At 47.6% G+C, this 25501-nt stretch carries 15 protein-coding genes; 11 read left to right on the plus strand and 4 right to left on the minus strand.

Annotated elements, in window-relative coordinates; genetic code table 11:
* Window positions 1-102 precede the first annotated feature (102 nt).
* The 4 genes from H6G89_RS12695 to H6G89_RS12710 form a co-directional block, all read right to left on the minus strand.
* The gene (locus H6G89_RS12695; protein ID WP_190506667.1) at window positions 103-1428 is read right to left on the minus strand and encodes a hybrid sensor histidine kinase/response regulator; all 1326 of its coding nucleotides are present in this window, start codon (window positions 1426-1428) and stop codon (window positions 103-105) included.
* Between the two features lie 164 nt (window positions 1429-1592).
* Window positions 1593-2702, minus strand: a complete 1110-nt coding sequence (locus H6G89_RS12700; protein WP_190506669.1) for a sensor histidine kinase — start codon at window positions 2700-2702, stop codon at window positions 1593-1595.
* A gap of 547 nt (window positions 2703-3249) precedes the next feature.
* A complete protein-coding gene (locus tag H6G89_RS12705; RefSeq protein WP_190506671.1) occupies window positions 3250-4236 on the minus strand; it encodes an ABC transporter permease in 987 nt (328 codons plus the stop codon).
* Window positions 4237-4528: 292 nt separating this feature from the next.
* Window positions 4529-5635 carry an ABC transporter permease gene (locus tag H6G89_RS12710; protein WP_190506674.1) on the minus strand — a complete coding sequence of 369 codons (1107 nt, stop codon included), beginning with the start codon at window positions 5633-5635 and terminating at the stop codon, window positions 4529-4531.
* A 332-nt stretch (window positions 5636-5967) separates the two neighbouring features.
* Here H6G89_RS12710 and H6G89_RS12715 point away from each other — a divergent pair, with 332 nt between their 5' ends.
* The 11 genes from H6G89_RS12715 to H6G89_RS12765 all read left to right on the plus strand — a co-directional run bounded on the left by H6G89_RS12715 (window position 5968) and on the right by H6G89_RS12765 (window position 25464).
* Complete coding sequence (locus H6G89_RS12715; RefSeq protein WP_190506822.1) at window positions 5968-6153, plus strand: hypothetical protein; 186 nt, start codon at window positions 5968-5970, stop codon at window positions 6151-6153.
* A 493-nt stretch (window positions 6154-6646) separates the two neighbouring features.
* Window positions 6647-7108, plus strand: coding sequence for a DoxX family protein (locus H6G89_RS12720; RefSeq protein WP_190506676.1), 462 nt, complete (start codon window positions 6647-6649; stop codon window positions 7106-7108).
* A gap of 94 nt (window positions 7109-7202) precedes the next feature.
* Window positions 7203-7985, plus strand: a complete 783-nt coding sequence (locus H6G89_RS12725) for a dioxygenase family protein (RefSeq protein WP_190506678.1) — start codon at window positions 7203-7205, stop codon at window positions 7983-7985.
* A 193-nt stretch (window positions 7986-8178) separates the two neighbouring features.
* Window positions 8179-9183, plus strand: coding sequence for a glutathione S-transferase family protein (locus H6G89_RS12730; RefSeq protein ID WP_190506681.1), 1005 nt, complete (start codon window positions 8179-8181; stop codon window positions 9181-9183).
* A gap of 1397 nt (window positions 9184-10580) precedes the next feature.
* Window positions 10581-11864, plus strand: a complete 1284-nt coding sequence (locus H6G89_RS12735) for an HlyD family secretion protein (protein ID WP_190506683.1) — start codon at window positions 10581-10583, stop codon at window positions 11862-11864.
* 173 nt (window positions 11865-12037) lie between these two features.
* A complete protein-coding gene (locus tag H6G89_RS12740) occupies window positions 12038-13375 on the plus strand; it encodes a nucleotide sugar dehydrogenase (protein ID WP_190506685.1) in 1338 nt (445 codons plus the stop codon).
* Window positions 13376-13659: 284 nt separating this feature from the next.
* On the plus strand, window positions 13660-14085 hold the full coding sequence (locus H6G89_RS12745) for a phosphomannose isomerase type II C-terminal cupin domain (protein WP_190506687.1): 426 nt from the start codon (window positions 13660-13662) through the stop codon (window positions 14083-14085).
* A 547-nt stretch (window positions 14086-14632) separates the two neighbouring features.
* Window positions 14633-16828, plus strand: a complete 2196-nt coding sequence (locus tag H6G89_RS12750) for a glycosyltransferase (protein WP_190506689.1) — start codon at window positions 14633-14635, stop codon at window positions 16826-16828.
* Window positions 16829-17047: 219 nt separating this feature from the next.
* On the plus strand, window positions 17048-20479 hold the full coding sequence (locus H6G89_RS12755) for a right-handed parallel beta-helix repeat-containing protein (RefSeq protein WP_190506691.1): 3432 nt from the start codon (window positions 17048-17050) through the stop codon (window positions 20477-20479).
* Window positions 20480-20986: 507 nt separating this feature from the next.
* Complete coding sequence (locus H6G89_RS12760) at window positions 20987-21286, plus strand: helix-turn-helix domain-containing protein (RefSeq protein ID WP_190506693.1); 300 nt, start codon at window positions 20987-20989, stop codon at window positions 21284-21286.
* Window positions 21287-21576: 290 nt separating this feature from the next.
* Entirely contained in the window at window positions 21577-25464 is a 3888-nt protein-coding gene (locus H6G89_RS12765; RefSeq protein ID WP_190506695.1) for a PAS domain S-box protein, read from the plus strand.
* Window positions 25465-25501 lie beyond the last annotated feature (37 nt).

The following is a 25501-nucleotide window of genomic DNA, read 5'->3' on the forward strand; positions in this document are numbered from 1 at the left end:
AGCAAACCGCATTTCATCCCAATATCATACTTCCGTAATAGTACTGAATTGATGCTACATGACCCTACGTGTACACGGTCAGGTTAAATACACCTACCAGATCTATTCCTGATTACAAAGCTCTCGCTGGTCAATATTAGATTGTGACAGTGGGATCGTAATTCTAAATACAGAACCGTTTGAGGAGGATTGGCATTGAATCGTCCCATGATGACGATTGGTAATAATTTCATGGCAGATAGATAGACCTAACCCTGTTCCTTTACCGACAGGTTTAGTTGTAAAGAATGGGTCAAAAACCTTCTCTAAAATAGAATCCGATACGCCGATCCCATTATCTTTAACCTCAATCACAACAGACTGGGCATCGCTCTGGTAAGTCGATAAGACGATCGCCGGAGCTTCTGTTTGGTAGGACTCCGGAGCAAGTGCTTTCTCATCAATGGCATCAATCGCATTAGCGATGAGGTTCATAAATACCTGATTTAAGAAACCAGGAAAACACTCTACTAACGGGGTTAACTGAAAGTCTTTGATGAGTTCAATTTTGGGACGGGTGGCTGACTCACTTAAGCGATGCCCCAGAAGTAACAAAGTATTGTTAATTCCTTCATGAATATTCATCTCTCGTGAGAGCGAACTACCAGTTCTTGAAAAAATTTGTAAGGATTGAATAATTTCTTGAGTACGAGATGTCCCGGCTTGAATTGAACTGATCAAATCAGGGAGATCACTTTGAATGAAATCCCAATCAATAGCGGCCATCAGTTGTTGAATTTCTTTAGGGGGATCAGGGTAGTACTTGGTATACAAATTAATCACCTTGAGTAGGTTATCTGTATACCCCTGAAGATGCTCTAAATTCCCATGAATAAAGTTAATTGGATTATTAATTTCGTGGGCTATTCCTGCCATCATTTGCCCAAGACCTGCTAGCTTTTCGGCTTGGATGAGTTGAACCTGCGTTTGCTGAAGACGGTGAAGCGTTTTTTGAAGTTGTCTTCCAGTTTCTTCACGCATTTTAATCTCATCTAAAAGCTTTTGATGGGAGTGTTTTAGCTGTAAGTGAACTGAGATGCGGGCGATCGCCTCTCGCAATTGAACTGGCTTCGTAATGTAATCGACTGCTCCTGCTTCAAATCCCCTCACTTTGGTCGCCTCATCACTGAGAGCAGTCATGAAAATAATCGGAATTGAACTTGTTAGCGGGTCAGCCTTTAAAGCCTGACAAGTTTCAAACCCATCCATGCCATTCATGCAAATATCTAGTAAGACCAAATCCGGAGTATTTTGTCTGGCTTTCTTAAGCGCACTTTCTCCAGTTTTTGCCACAAAACTATCAAAACCCACCTGCTCAAAAGCCTCAACCAAAACCTTTAAGTTGGTAGGAGTGTCATCCACAATCAGGATAGAAGCAGAGGAAACCATTTAGAAGCTCACTTAAGTGAATTTGTAGGAGAGGGGCAATACAAGTAGGTGGATTTGCACGGCAAAATGCCCTAGACCATTTAGATTTAGACGGTAGATTTAGATGGCAATATGCCTCCCAATCTCGATAGGCTCAATCACAGCACAGAAGGCTTACCAGCGCGCTATGCGGAGCTACGGTCATTATGGGCGTTAAACGTAATCAAAAATCGAGTTTGAGGAGATCCCTCAAATTTAAGCTGCCCCTGAAGTTGTCGGGTTAGGATTTTGACCAGCTTTAACCCCAGCGTTGTGGGATTAGCCATATTATAATTCTCTTCTGAAAACCCAATTCCATCATCCTCAATCAGTAAACGACATTCCCCTGTGTCAGATTTAGACAATGAAACTACAATTTTGCCCTGCGCCCGATCTTTAAACGCATATTTCAAAGCGTTGGTCAGTAGTTCATTGATGATTAAAGAACAGGGAATTGCTTTATCAATCCCTAAGAAGAAATTATCAGCATTGATACACACTGAGACACTATCCGTTTTGTCGTATACCTCTAATAGTGCGTTGCAAAGCTGTGAAAGGAACAATTTAAAGTCAACTTGAGCAAAACTTTTTGTACCGTATAGCAAATGATGAATCATTGCGATCGTGTCAATGCGAGCCTGACTCGCCTGAAAAGCACTGAGAGCTACTGGGTCAGTGATCCGTGCTGCCTGAAGTTTGAGAATACTGGAGACGACCTGTAGATTGTTTTTGACGCGGTGATGAACTTCCTGTAAAAGGATGTCTTTTTCAGCAAGGGCTAACCGAATTGTCTCTAAATAAGCCGCTTGGTTTTGAAGTTGTTCTTGTAATTTGCTGTTTAGTGTCCTTATTTCCGAATTAGCTAATTGAATGCTTAATTGATGCTGAATTCGGGCTAATACTTCCTCTTTTTGAAACGGTTTAGTGATGTAATCTGCGCCGCCTACTTTAAACGCAGTAATCTTATCGGTGATTTGGTCTAAAGCACTTAAAAAAATGATTGGTATCTCTTTAGTCCGAAAGTCGTTTTTTAATCGTTCACAGGTTTTAAATCCATCAATTCCAGGCATCCGAATATCTAATAAAATGATGTCTGGTTTGATTAAAATGGCTTTCTCAAACGCACTACTTCCATTTTTGGCAACAAACACCTTAAACCCTGACTGCTCAAGTAGATCACTTAAGACCTGAAGATTGGCAGGATTGTCATCAGCTATAAGAATTGATCGAGAAGTTTGACAACTTGGGCTATCCATGAACTACACATCAATTGAGGGTAATGCTGACAATTCCAAAGTGGGAATAGGATGAATCTAGAGAGTAAATATAGCAGTCAGACGATAAATTAGAACGGGGCGCGGGGGTGGACTTAACCAAGCGAGAAGTAGCTATACCCTGTTGGTCTGTCTGCCTGAACTGTTGTTATGGACTGAACTGTAGTTAGAACTTAGATTAAGTGAGTGTAAAGTATTGCTTTTTAGGGTTATTCTGGGTCGTTTTGGCGATCGCTTTTAACAAAAATTGATTCAAGCACCTATGTTGTAAGTGTGCCCACAATTTCTGATGAATTAAGAATCTCTGTAAACTTCAGTATGACCTGGTTTAGAGAGGGTTGTAGCGTGTTTTGGGTTTGTGCGGTCAATACTCTATGAATTGATACCTTTTAGATTAACCTCGTCTTATATAGATATGCAAAAAATATAGCTTTGTCAGAAAGCTTAGGACAAAGGCAACGGGTCAGACCCTGCTGCTGAGAAGGCTTCCCGACTCGCCTCCGGCGCATCGGATAACTCTTTAGAAGGGCTACTTGCTGTGTGCCTCATAGGGTTGCCCACTCGCGGCTGGAGGGGTCGCTTTACCCCCGAATCCTGCCAAAACAATAATAGTTAGTAGATAGGGAATAGCTTGATAGAGTTGGGTCGGGATGAGTGCTAGGGCAGAGGACGTTGAAGTCAAGCTAGCAGCCCGAATTTGAATAGCTGTTCCTAAGCCAAATAATAGTGATGCACCAAAAGCACCGAGCGGAGTCCAACGACCAAAGATCATGGCGGCAAGAGCAATAAACCCTCGTCCTGCGCTCATCCGTAGTGTAAATGTACCGACTTGCTCAAGACTAAGCCAAACTCCTGCTAATCCGGCGATCGCCCCTCCTATAAGGGTGCTGAGATACCGCACTCGCGAGACATTGATACCAACGGTATCAGCCGCACGGGGGTGCTCTCCCACGGCGCGAGTTCTCAATCCCCAGGGAGTGTAGAATAGCACGTAGTAAATCACCCCAGTCAACAGCAGCATCACGTATACGAGCGGTTGGTGATTAAACAATAATTCTCCTACAACTGGGATTTGGCTGAGGAATGGAATGGGAATGCGAGGAAACGTTCCCGGTGAGGTTGGTGCTCCACCGGATGCAGTCATCCAGCGTTGGTAAACCCACCCTGTCACTCCCCATGCCAGCAGGTTGATGACCGTACCACTGATGATTTGGTCTGCCTTAAATCGGATTGAGGTGATCCCGTGCAACCCTCCCAAGAGTGCGCCCGACCCGACTCCCGCCAGGACTCCTAAACACAAACTCGCTAAAACAGCAGCATCACCCAACGCTGCTTGTAGCGGTTCATAGAGATACATGGCGACTAACTGGGCAACCATCGCCCCCGTGAGCATCATGCCCTCGATCGCGATGTTAACCACCCCTGCCCGTTCGGACATAATGCCCGCATAGGCACCAAGCGCGATCGGGGTAGCGGTAATCAGGGCAAGTTTAAGAAATCCAGTCAGGTCATCCATGGGGCAGTAGGGAGTAGAGGGAAATAGGAAATGGGGAGTGGGGAGTAGGGAGTGGGGAGTAGGGAATGGGGAGTGGAGAATGGCGAGTGGAGAGTGGGTGAGATGGAGGAGTAAAGGCGTGGAGGAGTAAAGGGTGATTTAGATTTCGACCACTGGCTACTGACTATTGACTATTGACTATTGACTATTGACCATTGACCACTGACCACTGACCACTGACCACTGACCATTGACTATCAACCACGATCGCACATCTGTTCATCCTTCAGCCCATCCTCCAGGTTGCTTTTTCTTAGCCCCATCCACGGGTAAGAGAGCCTTCTTTTTCGATCTCGCTCTGGGGCAATCGCAGTCGATAGAGCCAGCGCACGATCGCTGGAGCCGCAACAAACAGAAGAATAACAGCCTGAACGATAAAGATTACTTCTTTAGAAACAGCACCCCCCGATCGCAGTTGCATCAAGTCACTGCCATTTCGCAGGGCACCAAACAGAATGGCTGAGAGGACTACGCCTAACGGTTGATTTTGACCCAGCAGAGCAACCGGGATCGCGTCGAAGCCGTAATCGCTGGAGTAAAGAACCTGCATAGCACGATCGACTCCCAAGATCTGAACGGCACCCCCCAGACCTGCTAATGCACCTGAAAGTGCCAGACTGAGAACGGTGAGGCGTCCTAATTTCATTCCGGCATAGCGGGCGGCTTCAGGGTTACTACCAACCGTGCGGAGTTCAAACCCCAAGGTCGTTTTACTCAGGAGCCACCAGACAAAGATGGCAGCCAATAGGGCAAGAAATAATCCAACATGCAGGCGATCGTAAAATCGAGGTAATACCGCTGTTGCCAACACCTCTGGAGTGCGAACCACCGTTGGCGAGGGGTCTTTCATGGGATTTTTGACCAGCCAATCTTGCAGAAAAAACGCGAGGTAATTCAGCATGATGGTATTGATCACTTCATGAGAGCCAAATCGAGCCTTGAGAAAGCCAGGGATTGCACCCCACAAACCACCTCCAATCGCCCCTGCCAATAATGCCGCAATTGGGTGAAGCAACGGGGGAAGGGGAATAGCGTATCCGACCCACACCGCAAAGGTCGCTCCCAAAAGGAACTGCCCTGCGGCACCAATATTAAAGACCCCGGTACGGAATCCCAACGCCAGTGCCAGTCCGGTGAACATCAGCGGGATCGCAGCTACGAGAGTGTTAGCAAAGGCATATTGTTTGAGCAATGCCCCATCGAGCAAACCCCGGTAGGTTGTCGCGATCGCAGCCCAGTCCCAATCGAGAGCCGCCCCAATAATCGGAACGGTAATGAACATAGCCGTGGCGATCGCCAGTAACGGCAGTCCGAGTTGCCGAGCCGTTCGTTGAAAGAGTTGTGGATTTACAGCCGTCATTCTATCTACTCTAACCAGCCCAATCAGCCTTAATCTGCCCAATTAGGAGGAATCTAATAATGTGTTAGCAATCTTGCGTATTATCTCGCAGAACTCCTGGTCGGGTAAAGACCGTCATGCGGCAGTCGCAACTCTTTTCGAGGAGATTAAAGACAATTCACGGTAATGACATGAAAATTCTTAATCAAACTGTTTGACTTCAAACAAATTTGTGGTATACCTGATTATAGATAGTACGAGTTAGTACTGTTTTAGATCGAATAAGCTTCCTTTACTGGTGTGTAGCCATTCTTTTTGGTTCATGAAGAAGTCTGAGATAGGGTCAGTGGTCAATGGTCAGTGGTCAATGGTCAGTGGTCAATGGTCAGTGGTTAATGGTCAGTGGTCAATGGTCAGTGGTCAATGGTCAATGGTCAATGGTCAATGGTCAATGGTCAGTGGTCAATGGTCAGTGGTCAGTGGTCAATGGTCAGTGGTTAATGGTTAATGGTCAATGGTCAGTGGTCATACACAAATGACGAGTGACGAATGACAAATGAAAGAGTAGGTTTCACGCTCGATTTAGACTGCTGTAGCAACCGCCGAGACAGTTAATACAAGAGGATGTGGAAGCTGCGCCCCCAGCCAGGGGTTCTACTCCCGCACCCCGTCCTAATCAACCCCTCGGTTGCTATATCACAGCACTAGTGTTGCGAACACAAAGTTCTGCAATGTAGGGGGTTTGGGGGCTTCACCCCTTTCAAAACTTATTTTTTGCTGTACTAGTGTTGAAGACACTGACCGCAACTGGATGAAGGTATAGCTCTAGCTACTGAGATGGCGATCGCTATAAAGATTGGTAAAGAAGTACAGACAAAGTGTCTGCGAGCAAACGATCTGCACTACATAATGACTCACTTACTTTTTTAAGTTTTACGAGCAGACATCAAGCCAGTGCAGGAATGACAAAAAGTGCAGCCGTTAACGCTAAATCACAGTTAGAAAACCGTTGAAAAATATTGGAGACTCTCTATGGCAAATCATATTCCCAACTCTGAATCAACCACGGAATCATCTACTACCGCAACAGTCGATCGCGGATTGTATGCCACTCGCAATCATATTCCTCTGATCGCTCGCATTTTGTTATCGGCTCTATTTTTGGTGTCAGGGATCAATAAAATTTTGAATCCGGCAGCCACTCAGGATTATATGGCTTCTGCTGGAATGCCGCTGACAGGACTGTTTTTAGTGGCAGCGATCGCCCTTGAACTGGGTGGTGGATTGTCTGTTTTATTGGGGTATCGAGCACGCTGGGGTGCGATCGCCCTGATTGGGTTTACTGCAATTGCAACACTCATTTTCCACACAAACTTGAGTGATCAGCTTCAACAAATTATGTTTCTCAAAAACCTGGCGATTATCGGCGGATTGCTCATGATTGTTCAATATGGCTCTGGTACGATTGCACTTTTACCAGATCGCAATCGTTAATCGAGTTCTAGATAGCCGCATCATTTGACTCCTGAATAACGCAAGAGTGTGGCGATCGCCGTTTGCTGATTTTCTCTCATCTGTCCTGATTGACATGACTACTCTTCCCGCAATTTTTATCTCTCACGGCTCTCCAGATCTGTTGTTGCAGTCGGTTCCTGCGGTCGATTTTTTGAAACAACTGGGCACTCAGTTCAGTAAACCTAATGCCATTCTGGTCGTGTCTGCTCACTGGTTAACTCAAAACCCAACGGTGAGTTGTGCCCCAGAAGTCCCTACTATTCATGACTTTGGTGGTTTTTCCCCCGTGTTGTATCAGATGAAGTATGGTGCTCCGGGCGCGCCCGCACTGGCGAAACAAGTAGCCACTGTGTTGTCAGACGTAGGATTTGATGTTGCAACCGATGTCAATCGAGGACTTGACCACGGAGCCTGGGAACCTTTGATGCTGATGTATCCCAATGCGACGATCCCCGTAACCCAACTCTCAATCCAACCCCGTATGGGAACCAGGCATCACCTTTCGCTAGGACGTGCTCTGGCTCAGTTACGTGAGGAGGGAGTGTTGATCCTGGCAAGTGGTGCTGCCACTCACAACTTACGGATGTTTGGAGCCTATGATCTCAATGATGCTCCGCCAGACTGGGTCACAGGGTTTGATCGCTGGTTAGCGGAGGCGATCGCTCACAACGACACCGAGGCTTTGTTGAACTATCGTCAAGAAGCTCCTTATGCGATTCAAAATCATCCTACCGATGAACACCTATTGCCTTTATTTGTAGCATTGGGTGCAGGGGGCGAAACCCCACAACGCACGCAATTACACTCCAGTTTTACCTATGGAGTTTTTAGCATGGCTGCTTATGCCTTTGCGTAAAAGAAGATCCTTCAGTCTTACCTCCTGATGCTTCTTTTTTCCCTTTATATCGAATCCCGCTCAACAGTCAAACTAGGGCTCTAGCAGGTTTGATACAACCCTTAACTTTCTTGCTGCTCATATCTTTTTTCTCTCTTCTTCTTCCCTCTTTCCTCTTCTTTCTTTCTTCTTTTTTTCTTCTTGAGGACTACTAATGGCACTGGGTCAACTCGTGAATGGTCAATGGACGACTGCTTGGACAGAACACAACGAAAAAGGGCAATTTCAACGGATGCCCACTCAATTTCGCAGTTGGGTAACGGCTGACGGTTCAAGCGGCTTTAAGGCAGAAGCCGGACGTTATCACCTCTACATATCGCTGGGTTGCCCCTGGGCACATCGGACAGCTCTATTGTGGAAGCTTAAAGGATTAGAGCATGTTATCGGGCTATCAATCGTTGATCCCGTGATTTCAGAACAGGGTTGGGCGTTTTCTGACAATCCGGGTTGCATTCGTGATGAGATTAACCACGCTGATTATCTTTGGCAACTTTACGTTAAAGCTAACCCAACCTATACAGGACGGGTCACTGTTCCAGTTTTGTGGGACAAACACACCAACACGATTGTGAATAATGAGTCTCGACAAATCATCACCATGTTTAACTCGGAGTTTAATGGGGATGCGGCTCATGCCAGTGTTGATTACTATCCCAAATCACTACAGCAGCAAATTGATCAGGCGATCGATGCTATCTATCAACCCATTAACAATGGCGTGTATCGGTCTGGTTTTGCAAAATCTCAAGCTGCTTATGAAGAAGCGGTAACAGAGCTATTCCAGGCAATGGATTATTGGGAGGGTGTGCTAGATCAGCAACGCTATCTATGCGGGGATCAAATCACGCTTGCAGATTGGTGTTTGTTTACCACCTTGTTTCGGTTTGATTTGGCGTACTACGGACTGTTTAAGTGCAATATAAAGCGATTGGTTGATTATCCCAACTTGTGGAACTACTTTCGGGATCTCTACCAACAACTGGGTGTAAAGGAGATATGTGATGTCTCACACGTCAAGCAGTTGTATTATGCGGGAGTATCGGAGCTAAACCCAAACAGAATTGTTCCAGTTGGTCCGGGGATCAACTTTGATGCACCTCACGATCGCGAACTGCGCTTTCCAGGTTCTTTGGTCACAGCTCATTCTCTTGTAAGTTAGGGGTAGGTTTAATCGTAGCTCTAAACAGGTAGTGGTTTTGTGGAGTATCTTTGGCAATGCTTTGACTTCACAAAACCATTACATAGGTGCTATTGGAACATTACAAAAACATTGCAGCTCTATTACTTCTGATGCACTCAATACATAACGGGTAAATCGTAACTAAATTGACTTGCCCTGCTCACAGAAGCGTATTGTAATATACATGTTTGGTATTTAAAGTTCTCAGAGATCAATGTAAGTCAACACTTGACAAGCTCATTGTGCAGAGATACATCACTCTGCGGGATGAGTTTTTTGAGTTTTTTTTGACTTTTTGAAAAGTATATAAAATGTTTGGGAAACTTGTGGTTTAAGCCTATAGGAAAAAAGGCAAAAGTCCAAAATTATTGATAAATAAGGAATGTAGCGATTGCTCAAAACTCTCCTGATTCAAAAGAGATTGTGTTAAACACATTTTTGCATTTAGAGAAAATGGTCCAAATCCGCTCACTTGTTTTACAGATACACCTTGAGGTAGACGATGGAGGCGTATTATCGTCAGTACTATTCTCTAGGTATTTTCAATTACGTATTTCCTAAACGTTGCTGTTCAATCCAAAGCCTTGACCCAGAGATTTGATAGGTAGATCTAGCTCACATAAGGGTTACAGATTACTTCTCTGCCATTAGCGATGGAATTGAACTGGTTCTAATAAAGCTCTCTACAGCTACAGTAAACAGTTACTCGTTTAGGTAGCTGGGATATTTCTCTCAGTTGTTCTTTTCACTAGAAGTAAGAATAATAGCAATCATCTAATCAATATTTTTTGTTGATAGTTTAGCTGTATCAGGGGATGTTAGAGATTAACGCCTGCTGAAAATAGCTATTAAATCTTTTGTTTAATTGATATCCCATGCTGTTCGCATGAGATATTTAGTAATGCTTTTTAAGCCTTTATTTCTATTAAAAACTAATAGTAAATAAAGGCTTTTTCTATTAGTTTCCACGAAAATAAAAGGAAAAATAATTTTATCTACGAAAACAAGATAAGCTCTGAGATTCTTTTCTACAAAGAGTTTCAGAGCCTTTTTTCTGCTTCTAGAAAGAGCGTTTACTTTAGCTATTCACATTAACTTCATAATAAAATTTTCTTCCTCGCAAAAACTTTATATTTTTTTCTACTAATATCGATTAACTTTTTGAGTATCAGCTAAATGCCAAATACGATTACGAACTTAAGCAAAAAAATTGCTTAAGTGAATAGATACCAACCTTTTGGCAGAAGACAATTTGTCTACATACAAAAACTTATTGATGGATGTCGTCACAGTGGGCTAGCGTTCATGTCCTTTGGCAGATATCGCAATGATTTTGTTATGTATCTCACCGTTCCTGAGCAGTAGGGTCTATTGACATGCAAAACCCAAAGTTAAATGAGCTAACCGCTCCACCGATTCGTATTCCCTGGCAACGTCTCGTGATTGGTTCAGCCTTCCTCAGTTTGGGGGTGACTGCCATTTTGATTGGGGCTAGTTCTATCAGTTATCGTCTAACGCATCTGGTCGTTGATGGTGGAGTGATGAATGGGCGAATTGTCCGCCTGCGATCGCCCATAGATGGCAATATTGGTGACTTCTACGCTCGTCCGGGTGTGCCTGTTGAATCGGGGCAAGTGCTCGCCCGAGTCAACATTGATCACACAACGGAGCAGTCGTTGCTGCAATTGGAAAGCGACCTGCAAGCCAAGAAGAACCAACTGCAAGCCGTCTCTGAAGTGAAGTCATTTTTAGAGAACCAACTTGGATCTCTGAGTGCGCGACATGAGTCAGTGTGGACGGTTGAGACGGCATTAACTTCCAGCAATGCGTCTCAGCAGCAAGCCGTGTTAGATGGAGCGATCGCCCAGGCGGCTACGGCTCGCACCACGTATCAGCGATATCAGCAATTGCTGAACGAGGGGGCGGTTTCAGCGCAGCAGGTCGATGAATTGCGGGCAGCCTGGGAGTCCGCCGAGGCAGAAGTGCGTCGTGCTCAAGAGGTTGTGGAAGCGTCAAAAGAAGAGGTTGGTGCGTCGCGATCGCGCACAATTATGAGCCAATATCCCTCGTTAAGTAACACCTTTACGCAAGACATTTCACAACTCAAGGAGCAGATTCAGAGCTATTCTGCTCAAATGGCAACGCTGAGAACCGAGGTTTTGAGTGCCGAACAACGTCTAAAGCAAGCCCGCTCACTCTATAGCGATCGCCAGGATTTAGAGATTGCGGCTCCGATGACGGGTGTGGTTTATCGTACAGAGCAAGAGGGCAACGAGCAGGTCAATCGCTCAGAGCCAATTCTGACTTTGTTGGATTGCTCCGATTTGTGGATTGAAGTGGTGATGAGTGCTAAAGACGCTAGCCAGATCAACACACAAAGACCTGTTTCGGTTGAGTTGGCGGGCTACTCAGATCCAATGGTAGGTGAGGTTGATTTGATGCAACCGATTAGCGGAGTCAATCTCAATGAAGAGCAAAACCGTCGCACCCAGGTACAAGCTCTGGTGCCTGTGATCCCCCCACATCTGCTGGCACAACCACTTACACGAGTGACAGTACGGGTTCCACCTCCAACGAACTACGAACAGTCACAACAATTTTGTGGCGTTGGGCAAGGCGCACGGCTCACCTTCAGCAAGCAGTCTGCCTTCAACTTTTGACTTGCTGAATCTCAAGGTTTCCACATCAGTTTCATAAGGAGGGTTGCCAATGACGTAGCTACCTTTGCGTGAGGCACCTGCATAAAACCATTGTCCTCACTGTTGGAACGGTTGAATGTTCTGTCAAAGGACAAGCCAATTTGAATCTGTTACATCAATCAAGGAGTAAATCGATGCGCGTATTAGTATGGGGATTGGGTTATGTCGGAACGGTTGTATCAGCATGTTTAGCTGAGCGTGGTCACGAAGTGATTGGAATTGAGGTCAATCCTGAGAAAGTTGATAAGTTTAACCAGGGCTATAGCCCCATCAAAGAGCCAGACCTGGATGAACTGATTCGTCAGGGGTTAGACAATGGCAACCTCAAGGCAGTCACTAATGGCACCGATTACGTCTCTTGGGCAGACATGTCTCTGATCTGTGTTGGCACCCCTAGTGCTCCCGATGGCAGCCCTGTTCTCAACTACATTTACAGCGTGGCGCGTGAGATTGGGCGTGGTATGAAGAACAGCGATCGCTATCACGTTGTTGTGATGCGGAGCACAGTTTTCTCTGGCATTACACGCAATCAGGTATTGCCCATTCTGGAAGAGTACTCTGGCAAAAAGGTGGGTACTGACTTTGGCCTGGCAATGAACCCTGAGTTCCTGCGCGAAACCACCGCTGTTAAAGACTTCTACGAGCCACCTTTGACCGTCATTGGTGAAATTGATAGCCTTTCTGGTGCTGCTGTAACGGCTCTCTACGAAGGGATTGACGCTCCCATCTATCGCATTGCGTTAGAAGACGCAGAAGTGTTGAAGGTTGTGAATAACGCCTTCCACGCACTCAAAGTTGGATTTGCTAACGAGATCGGTCGTCTCTGTGACTCAATCGGAGTGGATAGCCACATCATCATGCAGTTGTTGTGTGCAGATACCAAGCTCAACATTTCACCCAAATATCTCAAACCGGGCTTTGCCTTTGGTGGCTCTTGCTTGCCTAAAGATTTGCGATCGCTGGTCTTCAACGCTTACCGATTGGGTGAAAAGCTTCCTATTCTGGAGTCCATCCTGCCTAGCAACCAACTCCACATCGACACGGCTCGCCTCAAAGTCCATGACCTGGGAGCACGCAGTGTTGCGATTCTGGGTCTGAGCTTTAAGGCAGGTACCGACGACCTGCGGGAAAGCCCAGTCATTAACCTGATCCACCAACTCTGGCAAGATGGCATCAAAGTTGTCGTGCATGATGCTGACATCGATCTCGACACCATGTTGGGCAGCAACCGGGAATACCTGGAACGCCAGTTGCCTCAAATTCGCCAGGTCTTCTGCTCTGATTTGCAAGAAACATTGGCACAGACCGATGCTGTTGTGTTGACACAACACCGTCCCGAATTTGCCGCTGCACTGGAAGCCTTAGAGGGTGAAAAGCCCGTTTTAGACCTGATGACCTGGGAAACATATCCAGTTCGCAAGGCGGAAACCGTCCCTGCTGCTGTAGAGGCTGTTCCTGCTCCAATCGCTTAAGGGGAGACAAACCGATGTACCCCAACACTAAGATGTCATGTTCTGGTTTAGAAAGAAAACTTCAGACCTCAAAACGCCACTTTCCTGTCCAGAATAGAGCGATCGAAGCCTGAAGTATCCCGTTAGAATCCGAGCCTAATGTCCAGTTAGAACTCTAGATTCCAGACTAGAGTCTAGCGCATTCCACAATTCGGTGTGCAACACGTCTCTGTCCAAGATGGTGTTGCACCCGACTCAACAACCCTGATGTCGTCACGTTTCATTCTTGTTGTGGAGAAAGCCAGATGTCTCAAGTCCAAGCTAAGGTAGCCGTTGTACCCGTAACAGCACACGCTCTGCCCCCTGTGTTAGAAGGCGTTGCAGCAACCGAAATTCGTCCCTGGGGGTCGTTCACAGTTTTAGAAGAGGGACGGGGTTACAAGATCAAACGCATTGAAGTCAAACCAGGACAACGTCTCAGTTTACAAATGCATCACCACCGGAGTGAGCATTGGATCGTCGTCTCCGGAACGGCGAGAGTTTACTGCGGTGATTCGGTCGCATTGCTCTCTGCAAATCAATCGACCTATGTACCTGCCTGCACGCATCATCGCTTAGAGAACCCCGGAATTTTGCCGTTGGTGTTGATTGAAGTGCAGAACGGAGAGTACTTGGGAGAGGACGACATCGTGCGGTTGCAGGATGATTACGCCCGTGTACCTGTCAAGTAATCAAGGGTGAAAAGAGAAGGATCAGAACTTACGTAGTCAGATCCCACAAACTCCCTGGCAGAAGGTGTTTCGGTGAATCCAAAAGCGCGCTTCGCATCGGTTCCAAGTGTGGGCGAGGGGGGATCGAAGGTTTAAGCCTCAAGTGCGTAAGTCCTAAGTACTGCTATTCACAGATAGGGTTTGGAAATAAAACAAGGGGGGTGTGGGGCTGCGCCCCAGCCACGGGTTCCACCCCTGCACCCCAGATTCCCACCCTATTTACAACGAGTTGTACTAATACCAATTTGAATTGGCTTCGCTGCACATGATTCCATAAGGGCATTTCGCGAAACGCCCCTACCCTTTCTGGAGTGCTACGGCGTTTAACATGCTTGTGAATGTTGAGTTTCACGAGATTTAACCCAACCTATGGGGATAACTTTACTCCTCTTTTATTGCTCCTTCTCATCTCTCTTCATCCTTTATCCTTCATCTTTCTTTTTCTCTTTTTTTCTTTCTTTTTTATTTCTTATTTTTTCCTTCTTCCTTTCTTTCTATGTGACCTATCATGACTCAAGCCGCTGTCTCAAACCTCTGGCAAAAAATCATCCAAAATCTCAATCAGATCTGTGTTTTGATGATTGCAGCTTTTGGTTTGATTGGTCTGTACTCGCTACGTGATCCTGCAAAACTAGCTGTTTTAGGCTGGTCAGGGTTGGTTGGGTTAGGTGTAATTGGTATCTGGCGATGGTTGTGGTTTGGGCTGCATCTGTTGCGATCGTGGATTTATCAAAATATTGTGTTTGTGCGTTGGCGTAGACGGGCGAATGCTATTCCTATCGAGGATTTGCCGCCTGTGTGCTTGCTGGTGCCAACCTACAAGGAGAAACCCTGGATTACCAAACGGGTGTTTCGAGCGATCGCCGAAGAGGCAAAAGCTTTTCCTCAACCGATCATTCTTGTAACGGTCAGTAGTGGACCCGAAGAAGATGCAGACATCGTTCGGGCGTTGCAATTGGCTGACCCAGAGTTGTCATCTGTGCGGATTTATCACGTTACCGATCCGGGGCAGGGTAAGCGCAAAGCTCTAGCAGAAGGATTGAGAGAGCTTGCCCGTCTCAACATTCCAGAAGATGCGATCGTTGCGTTAATGGACGGTGATTCGGTGATCACTCCTGGGACATTGCGCCGCTGTCTTCCGTTCTTTGTGATGTTTCCCAAGCTGGGCGCACTCACCACCGATGAAGTCCCTGTTGTGTCGGGTTCCTACGTTTTCTCAGAGTGGTTCCATTTGCGGTTTTCTCAACGACACTATCAAATGTGTTCCATCTCGCTATCCAAAAAGGTGTTGTGCTTAACGGGACGGTTCTCGTTGTATCGCAGTGAGGCTGCATTGCACCCAAACTTTGCAGAACAGCTTGAGAATGACATGCTTAACGACTGGCTGTGGGGTCAGTTTAAGTTTCTCTCAGGAGATGACAAAACCACCTGGTATTGGCTTTTAAGACACCGCAAGTACGACCTGCTCTACATTCCAGATGTGGTGGTCTATTCGATTGAAACTGTTTCAGGGTCGCTGTTCAACCGCATGTATCAGAACATGCGCCGCTGGTTTGGTAACATGCTGCGAAACGGTAACCGGGCACTGGCACTGGGACCACAACGAACCGGGTTGTTTGTCTGGTTATGTCTGCTCGATCAACGCCTCAGCATGTGGACGTGTTTAGTCTCACCTTGCTTACTGCTCGTGGCTCTGTTTACAGGGAAGTGGTACATCGTTGGGGTGCTTTTGTCCTGGTTGTTGCTCAGCCGCTCGATTACATTAACGCTAATCTTCTGGAATCGTGAATCCACTCTCAAACCTGTTCACCTGCCGCTGTTGCTTATCTCACAGTGGTCGTCTGCGATGATCAAAATCTGGACCCTAATGAACCTGGCACAACAACGCTGGTTTAACCGGGGCGATCGCAAACTGTCTGCGGACGGCAACTCTCGTGCAGTCAAGATTGCTCAGGGAGTTTCAAAGTTCATTCTGTTCGCTCAAATCTTTAGCTTTGGGGTGTTGTTGTTTTGGGTATTAGGGATGCTTAGCCCCGTTAAAGATGTGATTGCCCTCTGGAATAACAGCCGTCATCAAGCACCCATAGTTCTAAATGTGAATGCGAGCGAATACGGGGTCATTGCTGGCGATGACAAAGATGATGCCGCTGCGTTGCAGGCGTTAGTGGATGGACTATCTCAGGAGCAGGGCAAAGTCAGAATCAATTTGCCGATTGGAGAGTTGTTACTGTCTCAGCCTATTTTCATTCATCGTAGCCAAGTCTCGATTGTTGGGCAGGGGGTCGATCGCACCGTCTTCAATGTGGCGTTTGATGCGATAACTCAGACAGAAGCAAAGGCAGTTATGACAATTACGCCTAGTGCAGAAAATGCCACTTCACCGCTTGAGAACGTTCATTTACAAGGATTTTCACTACGTCCTCAATTTCCGATTAGTGGCTCTATTCCCGACAGTATTTTGCTCAATCAAGTCACCCAATCCTCATTGCGACATCTGCGATTAGAACCCAGCGATGGTCACAGTATCGTGTTGCAAAACACTAAAAATGTTGTTGTGGAATATGTGGCATTAGAGCAAAGTTCCACCAGTGAGGAAGTAGTGTTAATTGATGCGATCGACACCGATTTGAGAGGGTCTATTGCTCCCAGTAAACCGTCGAATGTGATCTCCAGTAACACGTCTAACCGCATGGCTAAACCTTAGATATCTACCCTATCTAGCTTTGGTCAGAAAGCTTAAGACAAAGGCAATAGCTCAAACCCTGCTTCTGGAAAGGCTTCTTGACTCACTTTCGTCGCATTGAATGTGACTACGGCTATATCCATGGGGTTTGTATCAATTAGGGTTTTAGTTCGTATTCGTTGACCCAGATCCGTTCCTGAATCGATTGCAAACTGTGTTTCTCATTTTGGAGTTTATTACATGACAGCTTCTGAAATTACCATCCGTCCTGTTTACAAGCAGCCAAACCCATCGGTAGCACCGTTGCCTGGTGGAGGATTTATCGCCGTATGGCAGTCTGAATATCAGGACGGCATGGATGCTGGCATTTATGGTCAACGATATGATGCTGCTGGCAACCCAATTGGTACGGAATTCCTGATCAACGTTACGACCAAAGATAACCAGGCGACTCCAACCGTTGCGGCTTATCCCGATGGCAGTTTTGTAGTTGCATGGCAATCACGCAACTTTGGGGGAACCGAGTATGACATTTTTGCCCGTCGCTTTGATGCGGCTGGCGTTCCCCTGGGAGGCGAATTTTTGGTCAACCCAAATCAAGCCAACTTTCAACAAAATGCGGCGATCGCCACTCTCGCCAATGGCAATTTTGTCATCACCTGGGATTCACGCCAGCAAGAAGAAGGAGATAGCAGTAGCTCACTCAATATCTTTGCGCGGGTGTTTGCTCCTGACGGCACCCCATTGACCAATCAATTTCCTGTGAACACTGCCTCTAATGAAAATCAGGCAGAGCCAGCCATTACTGCGTTAAAGAATGGCGGGTTTGTGGTCACCTGGCACTCCAACCGACAGGATGGCAGTGAATACGGCATTTATGGACAAGCCTATGATGTCAACGGTACGCCTACAGGCAGTGAATTTCGTCTTAACACCTATACGGCTAATTCTCAAAATCGTCCAGCGATTGCCGCGCTCAACGATGGTGGGTTTGTGGCAACCTGGGCATCTTACAAACAGGATGGAGACAACTACAGCATTGTTGCTCAACGCTTTAATGCCAATGGGGTTGCTCTGGGAAACGAATTTGTCGTTAACGCAGGGACTGCGGGTGAACAAAACACGCCTCAAATTGCGGCATTAGCCAATGGTGGATTTGTGGTTACCTGGCGATCGCAACCAACCTTCACGGATGATTACACCGTCTTTGCCCGACAATTTGATGCAAACGGGACTCCAACCACCAGTGATATCCAGGTCAACACCTTTGCCACCAGGGATCGGGGGCGAGCAGCAGTCACAGGCTTAGCCTCTGGTGGATACGCGATCGTGTGGCACTCGGCTGATCCAAGTAGCACGACATTTCGCACCTACGAGCGGCGGTTTGATGCCAACGGCAATGCGCTCAATCCGCCTGTTCAAGTTAATACCTATGTCTCTAGCGAAGCTCGCATTACCCCAGTGCCAGCATCGGGAGCCAATCCAACGATTGTAATTGCTGCCAGTGACACGGATGCTGTGACAGCCGCAGGAGCAACCTATCGAGCCACAGGCACGAACGATCACGAGATCGTCAATCGGGCGATCTCAGAGGTCAACGCGGCGGGTGGAGGCACTGTTGTTCTGTTGCCAGGAGTATTCACGATTGGAGACAACATCCGATTAAGAAGTAATGTCACCCTGAAAGGATCTGGTTGGCGTACGATTGTTCGATTAGCGGATCAAGCCACCCTCAGCGATGCAGGGATGATTCGAACCCAGGGGTCCAGTCCGCTCAGTTCAGATGTCGAAATCTACAATGGGCATATCACCGATATGCAGATTGACGGCAATCGCGAACGGCAATCTGTTAAGAGTAACAAATATGGGATCTATGGCGTTTATGCCAACAGTTCTTTTGAAAATCTCTACATTCGCAACACGCCGTCCTATGGGTTTGACCCCCACGAAAACTCGAATAACGGGACTCCCACAACGAATCTGACGATCCGAAACAACATTGTTGAAAACAGCGGCTTAGACGGTATCACTTTGGATAAAGTGATCGATTCAGTGGTCGAAAACAATTTGACGTTTAACAACGATCGCCACGGCGTTAATGTGGTAACGGATTCCGAAAACACGCGCATTGAAAACAACGTCAGTATTGATAACGGTGGAAACGGTATTACCGTTCAGTTAGGGAGTCGCAACTTACCCATCTATAACAACCAGATTGCGCTCAACTCGACGAGTGGCATTTATCTCTTTCAGGAAGGGGGAAATGACATTCAGGGTAACGTTATTCAACGCAACGGACGCTATGGTGTTGCAGTGCTGAGTTCATCGGGTAACACTATTTCCGGTAACTGGGTGTTTGATAATTCACAATCTCGTAACGAAGGTTACAGTGAAATTGAACTCTACAGCGACAACATTACCTACTCCACCAACAACGTTCTACGAAATAATTTCATTCGTAGTTCTCTCGTGAATCGTTCTCGGTTTAGCATTCGGGAGCGATCGCCCGGAGACACGAACAATACCATTACTGGAAACGCCACCTATGGAGCAGCACGAGAGCAGACCCGTGTGAATTCAGCCAGTTCTGTGTTTGCACCACAACGCGCCAGAACCATTGCAGGCAATTGGCGCAACAACTTGCTGAAGGGAACTGCTGCAAATAACGTGATGTTAGGCAGACAGGGAACGGATCGCGTGATCGGCTTTGCCGGTAATGATGTGTTGATGGGTGGTGCAGGTAACGACACCCTGTTTGGGGGAATTGGCAATGACTCAGTTTGGGGTGAAGCTGGGAACGACACCATCACATCAGGACTTGGTAAGGATTATGTCAGTGGTGATGCCGGAGATGACAGAGTCAACGGTGAGGCAGGTAACGACACCCTGATCGGGGGAATCGGCAGAGACACCATGCGGGGTGGAGTCGGGAATGACTCCCTCTATGGCGGTGAACAAAACGACTCGATGTCAGGACAAGACGGCAACGACTATCTCTGGGGCGAGTCGGGCGATGACACCTTAGCAGGGGATGCTGGCAACGACTATCTCAATGGGGGTGCTGGGAGCGATCGCCTCAATGGGGGAACTGAAAACGATGTGTTAGATGGGGATGCCGGGCTCGACAATCTGAACGGCGGTGCTGGTGATGATTTTGTCAAAGGAGGACTGGATAACGACACGCTGTTGGGCGATTTGGGCAATGACTACCTCGACGGTGGCAAGGGCAATGACTCGCTGAATGGTGGTGCTGGCAATGATCTGCTCGAAGGTGAAGATGGCAACGATATCCTGCAAGGTGGCACTGGCAATGACATTTTGAGGGGGGGGAGCGGAGCAGACGCCCTGACCGGAAGCGCAGGTGCCGATGTGTTGGTCGGTGGCACGGATAATGATGTGTTGACATTGGGCAGTGATGGCGATCGCGATACAGTCCTCTATGCCCGTGGTGACGGCACAGATGCGGTTCGGCAGTTTCGGTTGGGGCAAGACCAGTTTGCCATTACTGGCATTGAGCAGGTCAATATTGCGGTCAGTGGTAGCAATACGCTGTTGCGAGTTGCTGGCTCTGGTGCTTTATTGATGACCCTGGAGGGAGTCACGGGGTTGAATGCTGCCAATATTGCGGGTTCTTTAGCGGCAGTCAATACAGCAACCTATACCTTTGGCTAAACTCCTGTGTGCATGGTTGTTGCAAGCGTGTGAAAACCAGGCATTGGGGGAGTCTCCCCCAAACCCCCTTAGCAGAGAGTGTTTCGGTTCACCCAAAGGCGCGCTTCACATCGGTTCCAAGTAGGGGTGTTTCTGGTTGGGGCAAGCCCCTTAGGAATGGGAATTAAATAAGTTCGATATTGGGTAGGGGCGGGTTTTGTCGTCAAATCCAGCGCAGAGCAGAGATTAGTCGGCTAAACCCGCCCGTACAGTTTGCGAATTTATTAAATCCACGATCCTTAGCAAAGACTCAAAGTCCTCCCAAGTTAGGGGATTTAGGACTCATGAAAGCTCTGCCTCTTAGAGCAACGGCTAGAGGTAGAGCCTCGGTCATGCCATTTTCAAGCAGGAGATTGGAAACGAGATTCGTATAAGATTTGCTGTCGTCATTGGCTCTCTCTAAAGATAGATCCTGATCTCTGCTAATTGGTTGATGATGCAATATGACGAGTGTCATGATTGCCCGATATGGCGTCTTCTAATCAGACAACCAAAACAGCCTTAAATTTGAGACAGCCCGAGATTAGCCAGCTTGTGCGTGAGTTGCGTCAACTGATGCAACTGACCCAGGCGCAGTTTGCAGCCGAGTTGGGTGTGGCGTATGAGACAATCAACCGCTGGGAAAATGGGCATATGCAGCCATCGGCTCTTGCCCTAAAACAACTTCGCTTTGTGATCGATGGACTCACAAATTCCCCATCTAAATCGCTACGAGATGGAAGCAGTATTCTGCTGAGCAAGTATTTTGTGGAAGAACAGCGTTTGTGATGTCATGGTTCCTAAGTCCTGCTATTCACAGATAGAGGTTGGAAATAAAACCAGGGGGATGTGGGGGCTGTGTCCCAAGCCAGAGGTTCCACCCCTGCACCCAAATTCCCACCCTGATTGACGACGAGTTGTACTAGGGAAAGGGAATTCAATAAGTTCGATAGGTGGGAGGGGCGGGTTTTGCCGTCAAATCCATAACAGGGTGCAAATGGGTCTGCTATACCCGCCCGTACAGTTTCCGGAGCTATTAAATCCACAGTCCTAAGTGAGCGGAGTGAGAACAAAAGAACATGGTTCAGCCTCATCAAGCCTCAGAACAGTGTTTTGTAGATGCTCTTTTCGCAGGGGATAGCGAGATGGCGATGTTGATGCGGGCGCATTTTGCGGGTGAAGATAGTGCGGCTAAGTTGCATTCTTCTTTGGGTTCTATTGAAACCTGGGCGCAGAGTCTCAAAACAGCCCTCAACATTTTGTTTAATACTGGCTGTCCCATGTTGTTGGTGTGGGGGAGCGATCGCCTCCTGTTTTACAACGATGCTTACTCCGCTATCTTGACCAAAAGCAATGGTGCGGTTCCCTTTGGGCAACCCCTCAGCCATATGTCTGCAACCTGGAGTAACGTTTGCTCGGCGGTCGAGCAGGTTTTTGCAACAGAGCGATCGCTACAGTGCCAAAAGGAAACCCCTACGGGTATCCCCTATACCTGGTGTTATAGCCCCCTATGGGATGAAATGGGCAGGGTCGGGGGCGTATTTGCTACAGGAAATCGCGTCATTCCCCAAAAGGCTCTCACTGATCCTGTAGAGATTAACCGTGTAGAGATTAACGGTGCAGAACCAGACAACCTGAACAACAATGCCGCATCTCAGGGCATTGAGGAAACATTGCGACGACGCGAAGAACAGTTAAGCCTGATTACCAATGCCCTTCCGGTCTTGATTGCTTACGTTGACAAAGATCACTACTATCGTTTTAACAACCAGACCTATGAAACCTGGTTTGGGCAACCCGCTACAACCTTTACTAACAGACATATTCGCGATGTTTTGGGCGAAGCCGCTTACCAGGCAGTTTTGCCTTACATGCATCGGGCACTCGCCGGACAACGCCTCAGTTATGAAAGCCAGATCCCCTATCTCAAAGGGGGAACACGCTATATCCAGGCAGACTACATCCCTCACATCAACAGCCACGGTGAAGTTGAGGGTTATTTTAGTCTGGTGAGCGACATCAGCGATCGCAAGTGCATTGAGGACGAACGCACTCAAACTGAAGCAAACTTACGAGCCAGTGAAGAGCGATTTCATTTCATTACACAGGCGGTCAACGGGCTAATTTTTGACTGGAACCTGCGAACTAACGAAGTCTATCGATCGCAAAAACTATACGACCTGATTGGCATCGCTCCAGAAGATGCTCCGCCGGATGCAACCTGGTGGCACGAACGGATTCACCCAGATGACATAGCACGGTTGCAACCCCACATGGTTGAACTGTTAGCCAGTTCTAACCATCTTTATGATGCGGAATATCGAATTCGTCACGAAGCGGGGTACTGGGTAGATGTGTGGGAGCAAGCCTGCCTGATTCGGGATGAGCGAGGGCAGGTGGTTCGCATTGTGGGTTGCACCGTGAACATCTCAGATCGCAAACGCTTTGAGCAGGTGTTGATGGAGAGTGAAGCCCTCGCCAGAACCAGAGCTGAAGAATTAACAGCATTAATGGAGGTGACACCCACCGCAATCTGGATCGCCCATGACCCCCACTGTCATCAGATGACCGCTAACAAAATGGCTTATCAATTGATGGGGGTGGAATCTGGTACTGTAACAACGGCAACACCCGCAGATGGCAGCTACCCACTTCCATTCAAAATCTGTAAAAACGGACAACCGATTCCGCTGCAAAATCTGCCTATGCAGACGACAGCCCGCACCGGGCAAGCCGTCACCGATGAACTTGAATTTGTCTTTGAGGATGGCAGGGTTCAATTCATCTATGGCAGAACTGTTCCGCTGTATGACTCAAACGGTGACATTCGCGGGACCATCGGGGCTTTTATGGATATTACTGAACGCAAGCGGATTGAAGAAGCTCTGCGAACCAGTGAAGAACGATTGCGATTTGCGGTCGAGGGAGCCGCTCTGGGAACCTGGGAATATGATCTCGCCTCCAGCGAAATTGTCTGGTCAGAGCAAGCCAAACGGATGTTTGGACTGCCGTTGGAGGCTGAGGTCGATTATGAGGTGTTTATGCATACGCTACACCCAGACGATCGCGATCGCACCCATGAAGCGGTTGAACAGGCGATCGCTCAGCGAGAGATTTACGATGTCGAGTTTCGTAATGTCTGGGCAGATGCTTCAGTGCATTGGGTACGCGCTATCGGTCGCGCCCGTTATGACCACAACAGTGTGGCGACCCGCATGATTGGTGTAGTCCTCGACATCACTGAACATAAACAAACCGAAGAAGACCTGCGAGAGAGTGAGCGTCGCTTCCGTCGTCTGGTGGAATCCAATATGTTTGGGGTTGCCTTTGGTGACTTTATTGGAGGAATTCACTACGTCAATGACTACTTTTTGACCCTATTGGGTTATACCCGTGAGGAGTTTGAAACAGGGCAGGTGCGATGGACTGACATTACTCCACCTGAGTTTCTTCACTTAGATGAAAAAGCAGCAGTAGAACTGAGAACCAGAGGAGTTTCGACCCCCTTTGAGAAGGAATACATTCGCAAAGATGGTTCTCGCGTTCCCATTTTGATTGGTGCAGCCTTGATTCAGGAACCCTACGATCAACAGCAAGAAATTATCGCGTTTTACATTGACCTGACCGAACAAAAACGGGCAGCCGCAGAGCGAGAAAAGTTGTTGCAACAGACACAGGCAGCCCGCGAAGAAGCCGAAACGGCAAACCGCATTAAAGACGAATTTTTGGCAGTGTTATCTCATGAGTTGCGATCGCCCCTGAACCCCATTCTCGGTTGGTCAAGGCTCTTGCAAACGAAGACATTTGATGAGGAAGGCACTCAGCGAGCACTCCAAACCATTGAGCGCAATGCCAAATTACAAACGGAACTGATTGATGATTTGTTAGATGTATCGCGCATCTTGCAGGGCAAAATGGCACTCAACATTTGTCCCATTAATCTGTTGACAGTCATTGAGGCAGCCATGGAAACGGTGCGGTTGGCAGCAGACGCCAAGGCGATCGACTTGCAATTTACGATGGGTCATTTCGGTCGCGAAGAAGAGCCATCTCAAGATCCACAATCTAAAATCACAAATCCAAAATTTCAAGTCTTAGGTGATGCAGCGCGACTGCAACAGATCGTCTGGAACCTGCTCTCCAATGCCGTCAAATTCACACCCAATGGGGGACGAGTAGATGTGCGCCTGGAGCAGGTGAATGAGTGGACGCTTGGGAGCGTGGATGAGCCTTCTATGCCTCAACTCGGTTCCCCCTCAGCCCCCTCCCCCTACATCCAAATTGTTGTGACTGACACCGGAAAGGGCATCAGTCCAGACTTTTTGCCCTATGTGTTTGATTACTTTCGGCAGGAAGACGGTAAGACGACCCGCAAGTTTGGTGGGTTGGGGTTAGGGTTGGCGATCGTGCGGCACCTGACCGAACTGCACGGGGGAACGGTTCATGCGGAGAGTTTAGGTGAAGGGCAGGGTGCGACCTTTGTAGTGCGATTACCGTTGATGGCGAATGTAGCGGCACTGGAAAGAGAGATGTTAACTGACCCTCAGGCAGTTGATCTCAGTCAACTCAACGTTTTACTAGTGGATGACGATCAAGATATGCGGGATCTGGCTGTGTTCATCCTAGAACAACACAATGTAAAGGTGAAGGTTGCGGCTTCTGCGGTAGAAGCCCTGAGGTTATTTGACCGACAGCAACCCGACCTCTTAATCAGTGACATCGGGATGCCAGGAATGGATGGTTATGCCCTGATACAACAGATTCGGCAGCGATCGCCCCAACAGGGTGGACTCGTTCCTGCGATCGCTCTGACGGCCTATGCCGCCGAGTATGACCAACAACAAGCACTCAAAGCAGGATTTCAACGGCATGTGGCAAAACCTGTCGAACCCGAAGCTTTAATCAGAGCAATTACCAACACCTTGTATTCCTCCAAGTCGCATCACTCCAGGTTGCCACCGAGCTAAGCAAAGTCGTTCAGGTGAACTATGCCACTTTAAAATT

Origin of the sequence: Oscillatoria sp. FACHB-1407, from assembly GCF_014697545.1 — a bacterium.
Lineage (GTDB): Bacteria > Cyanobacteriota > Cyanobacteriia > Elainellales > Elainellaceae > FACHB-1407.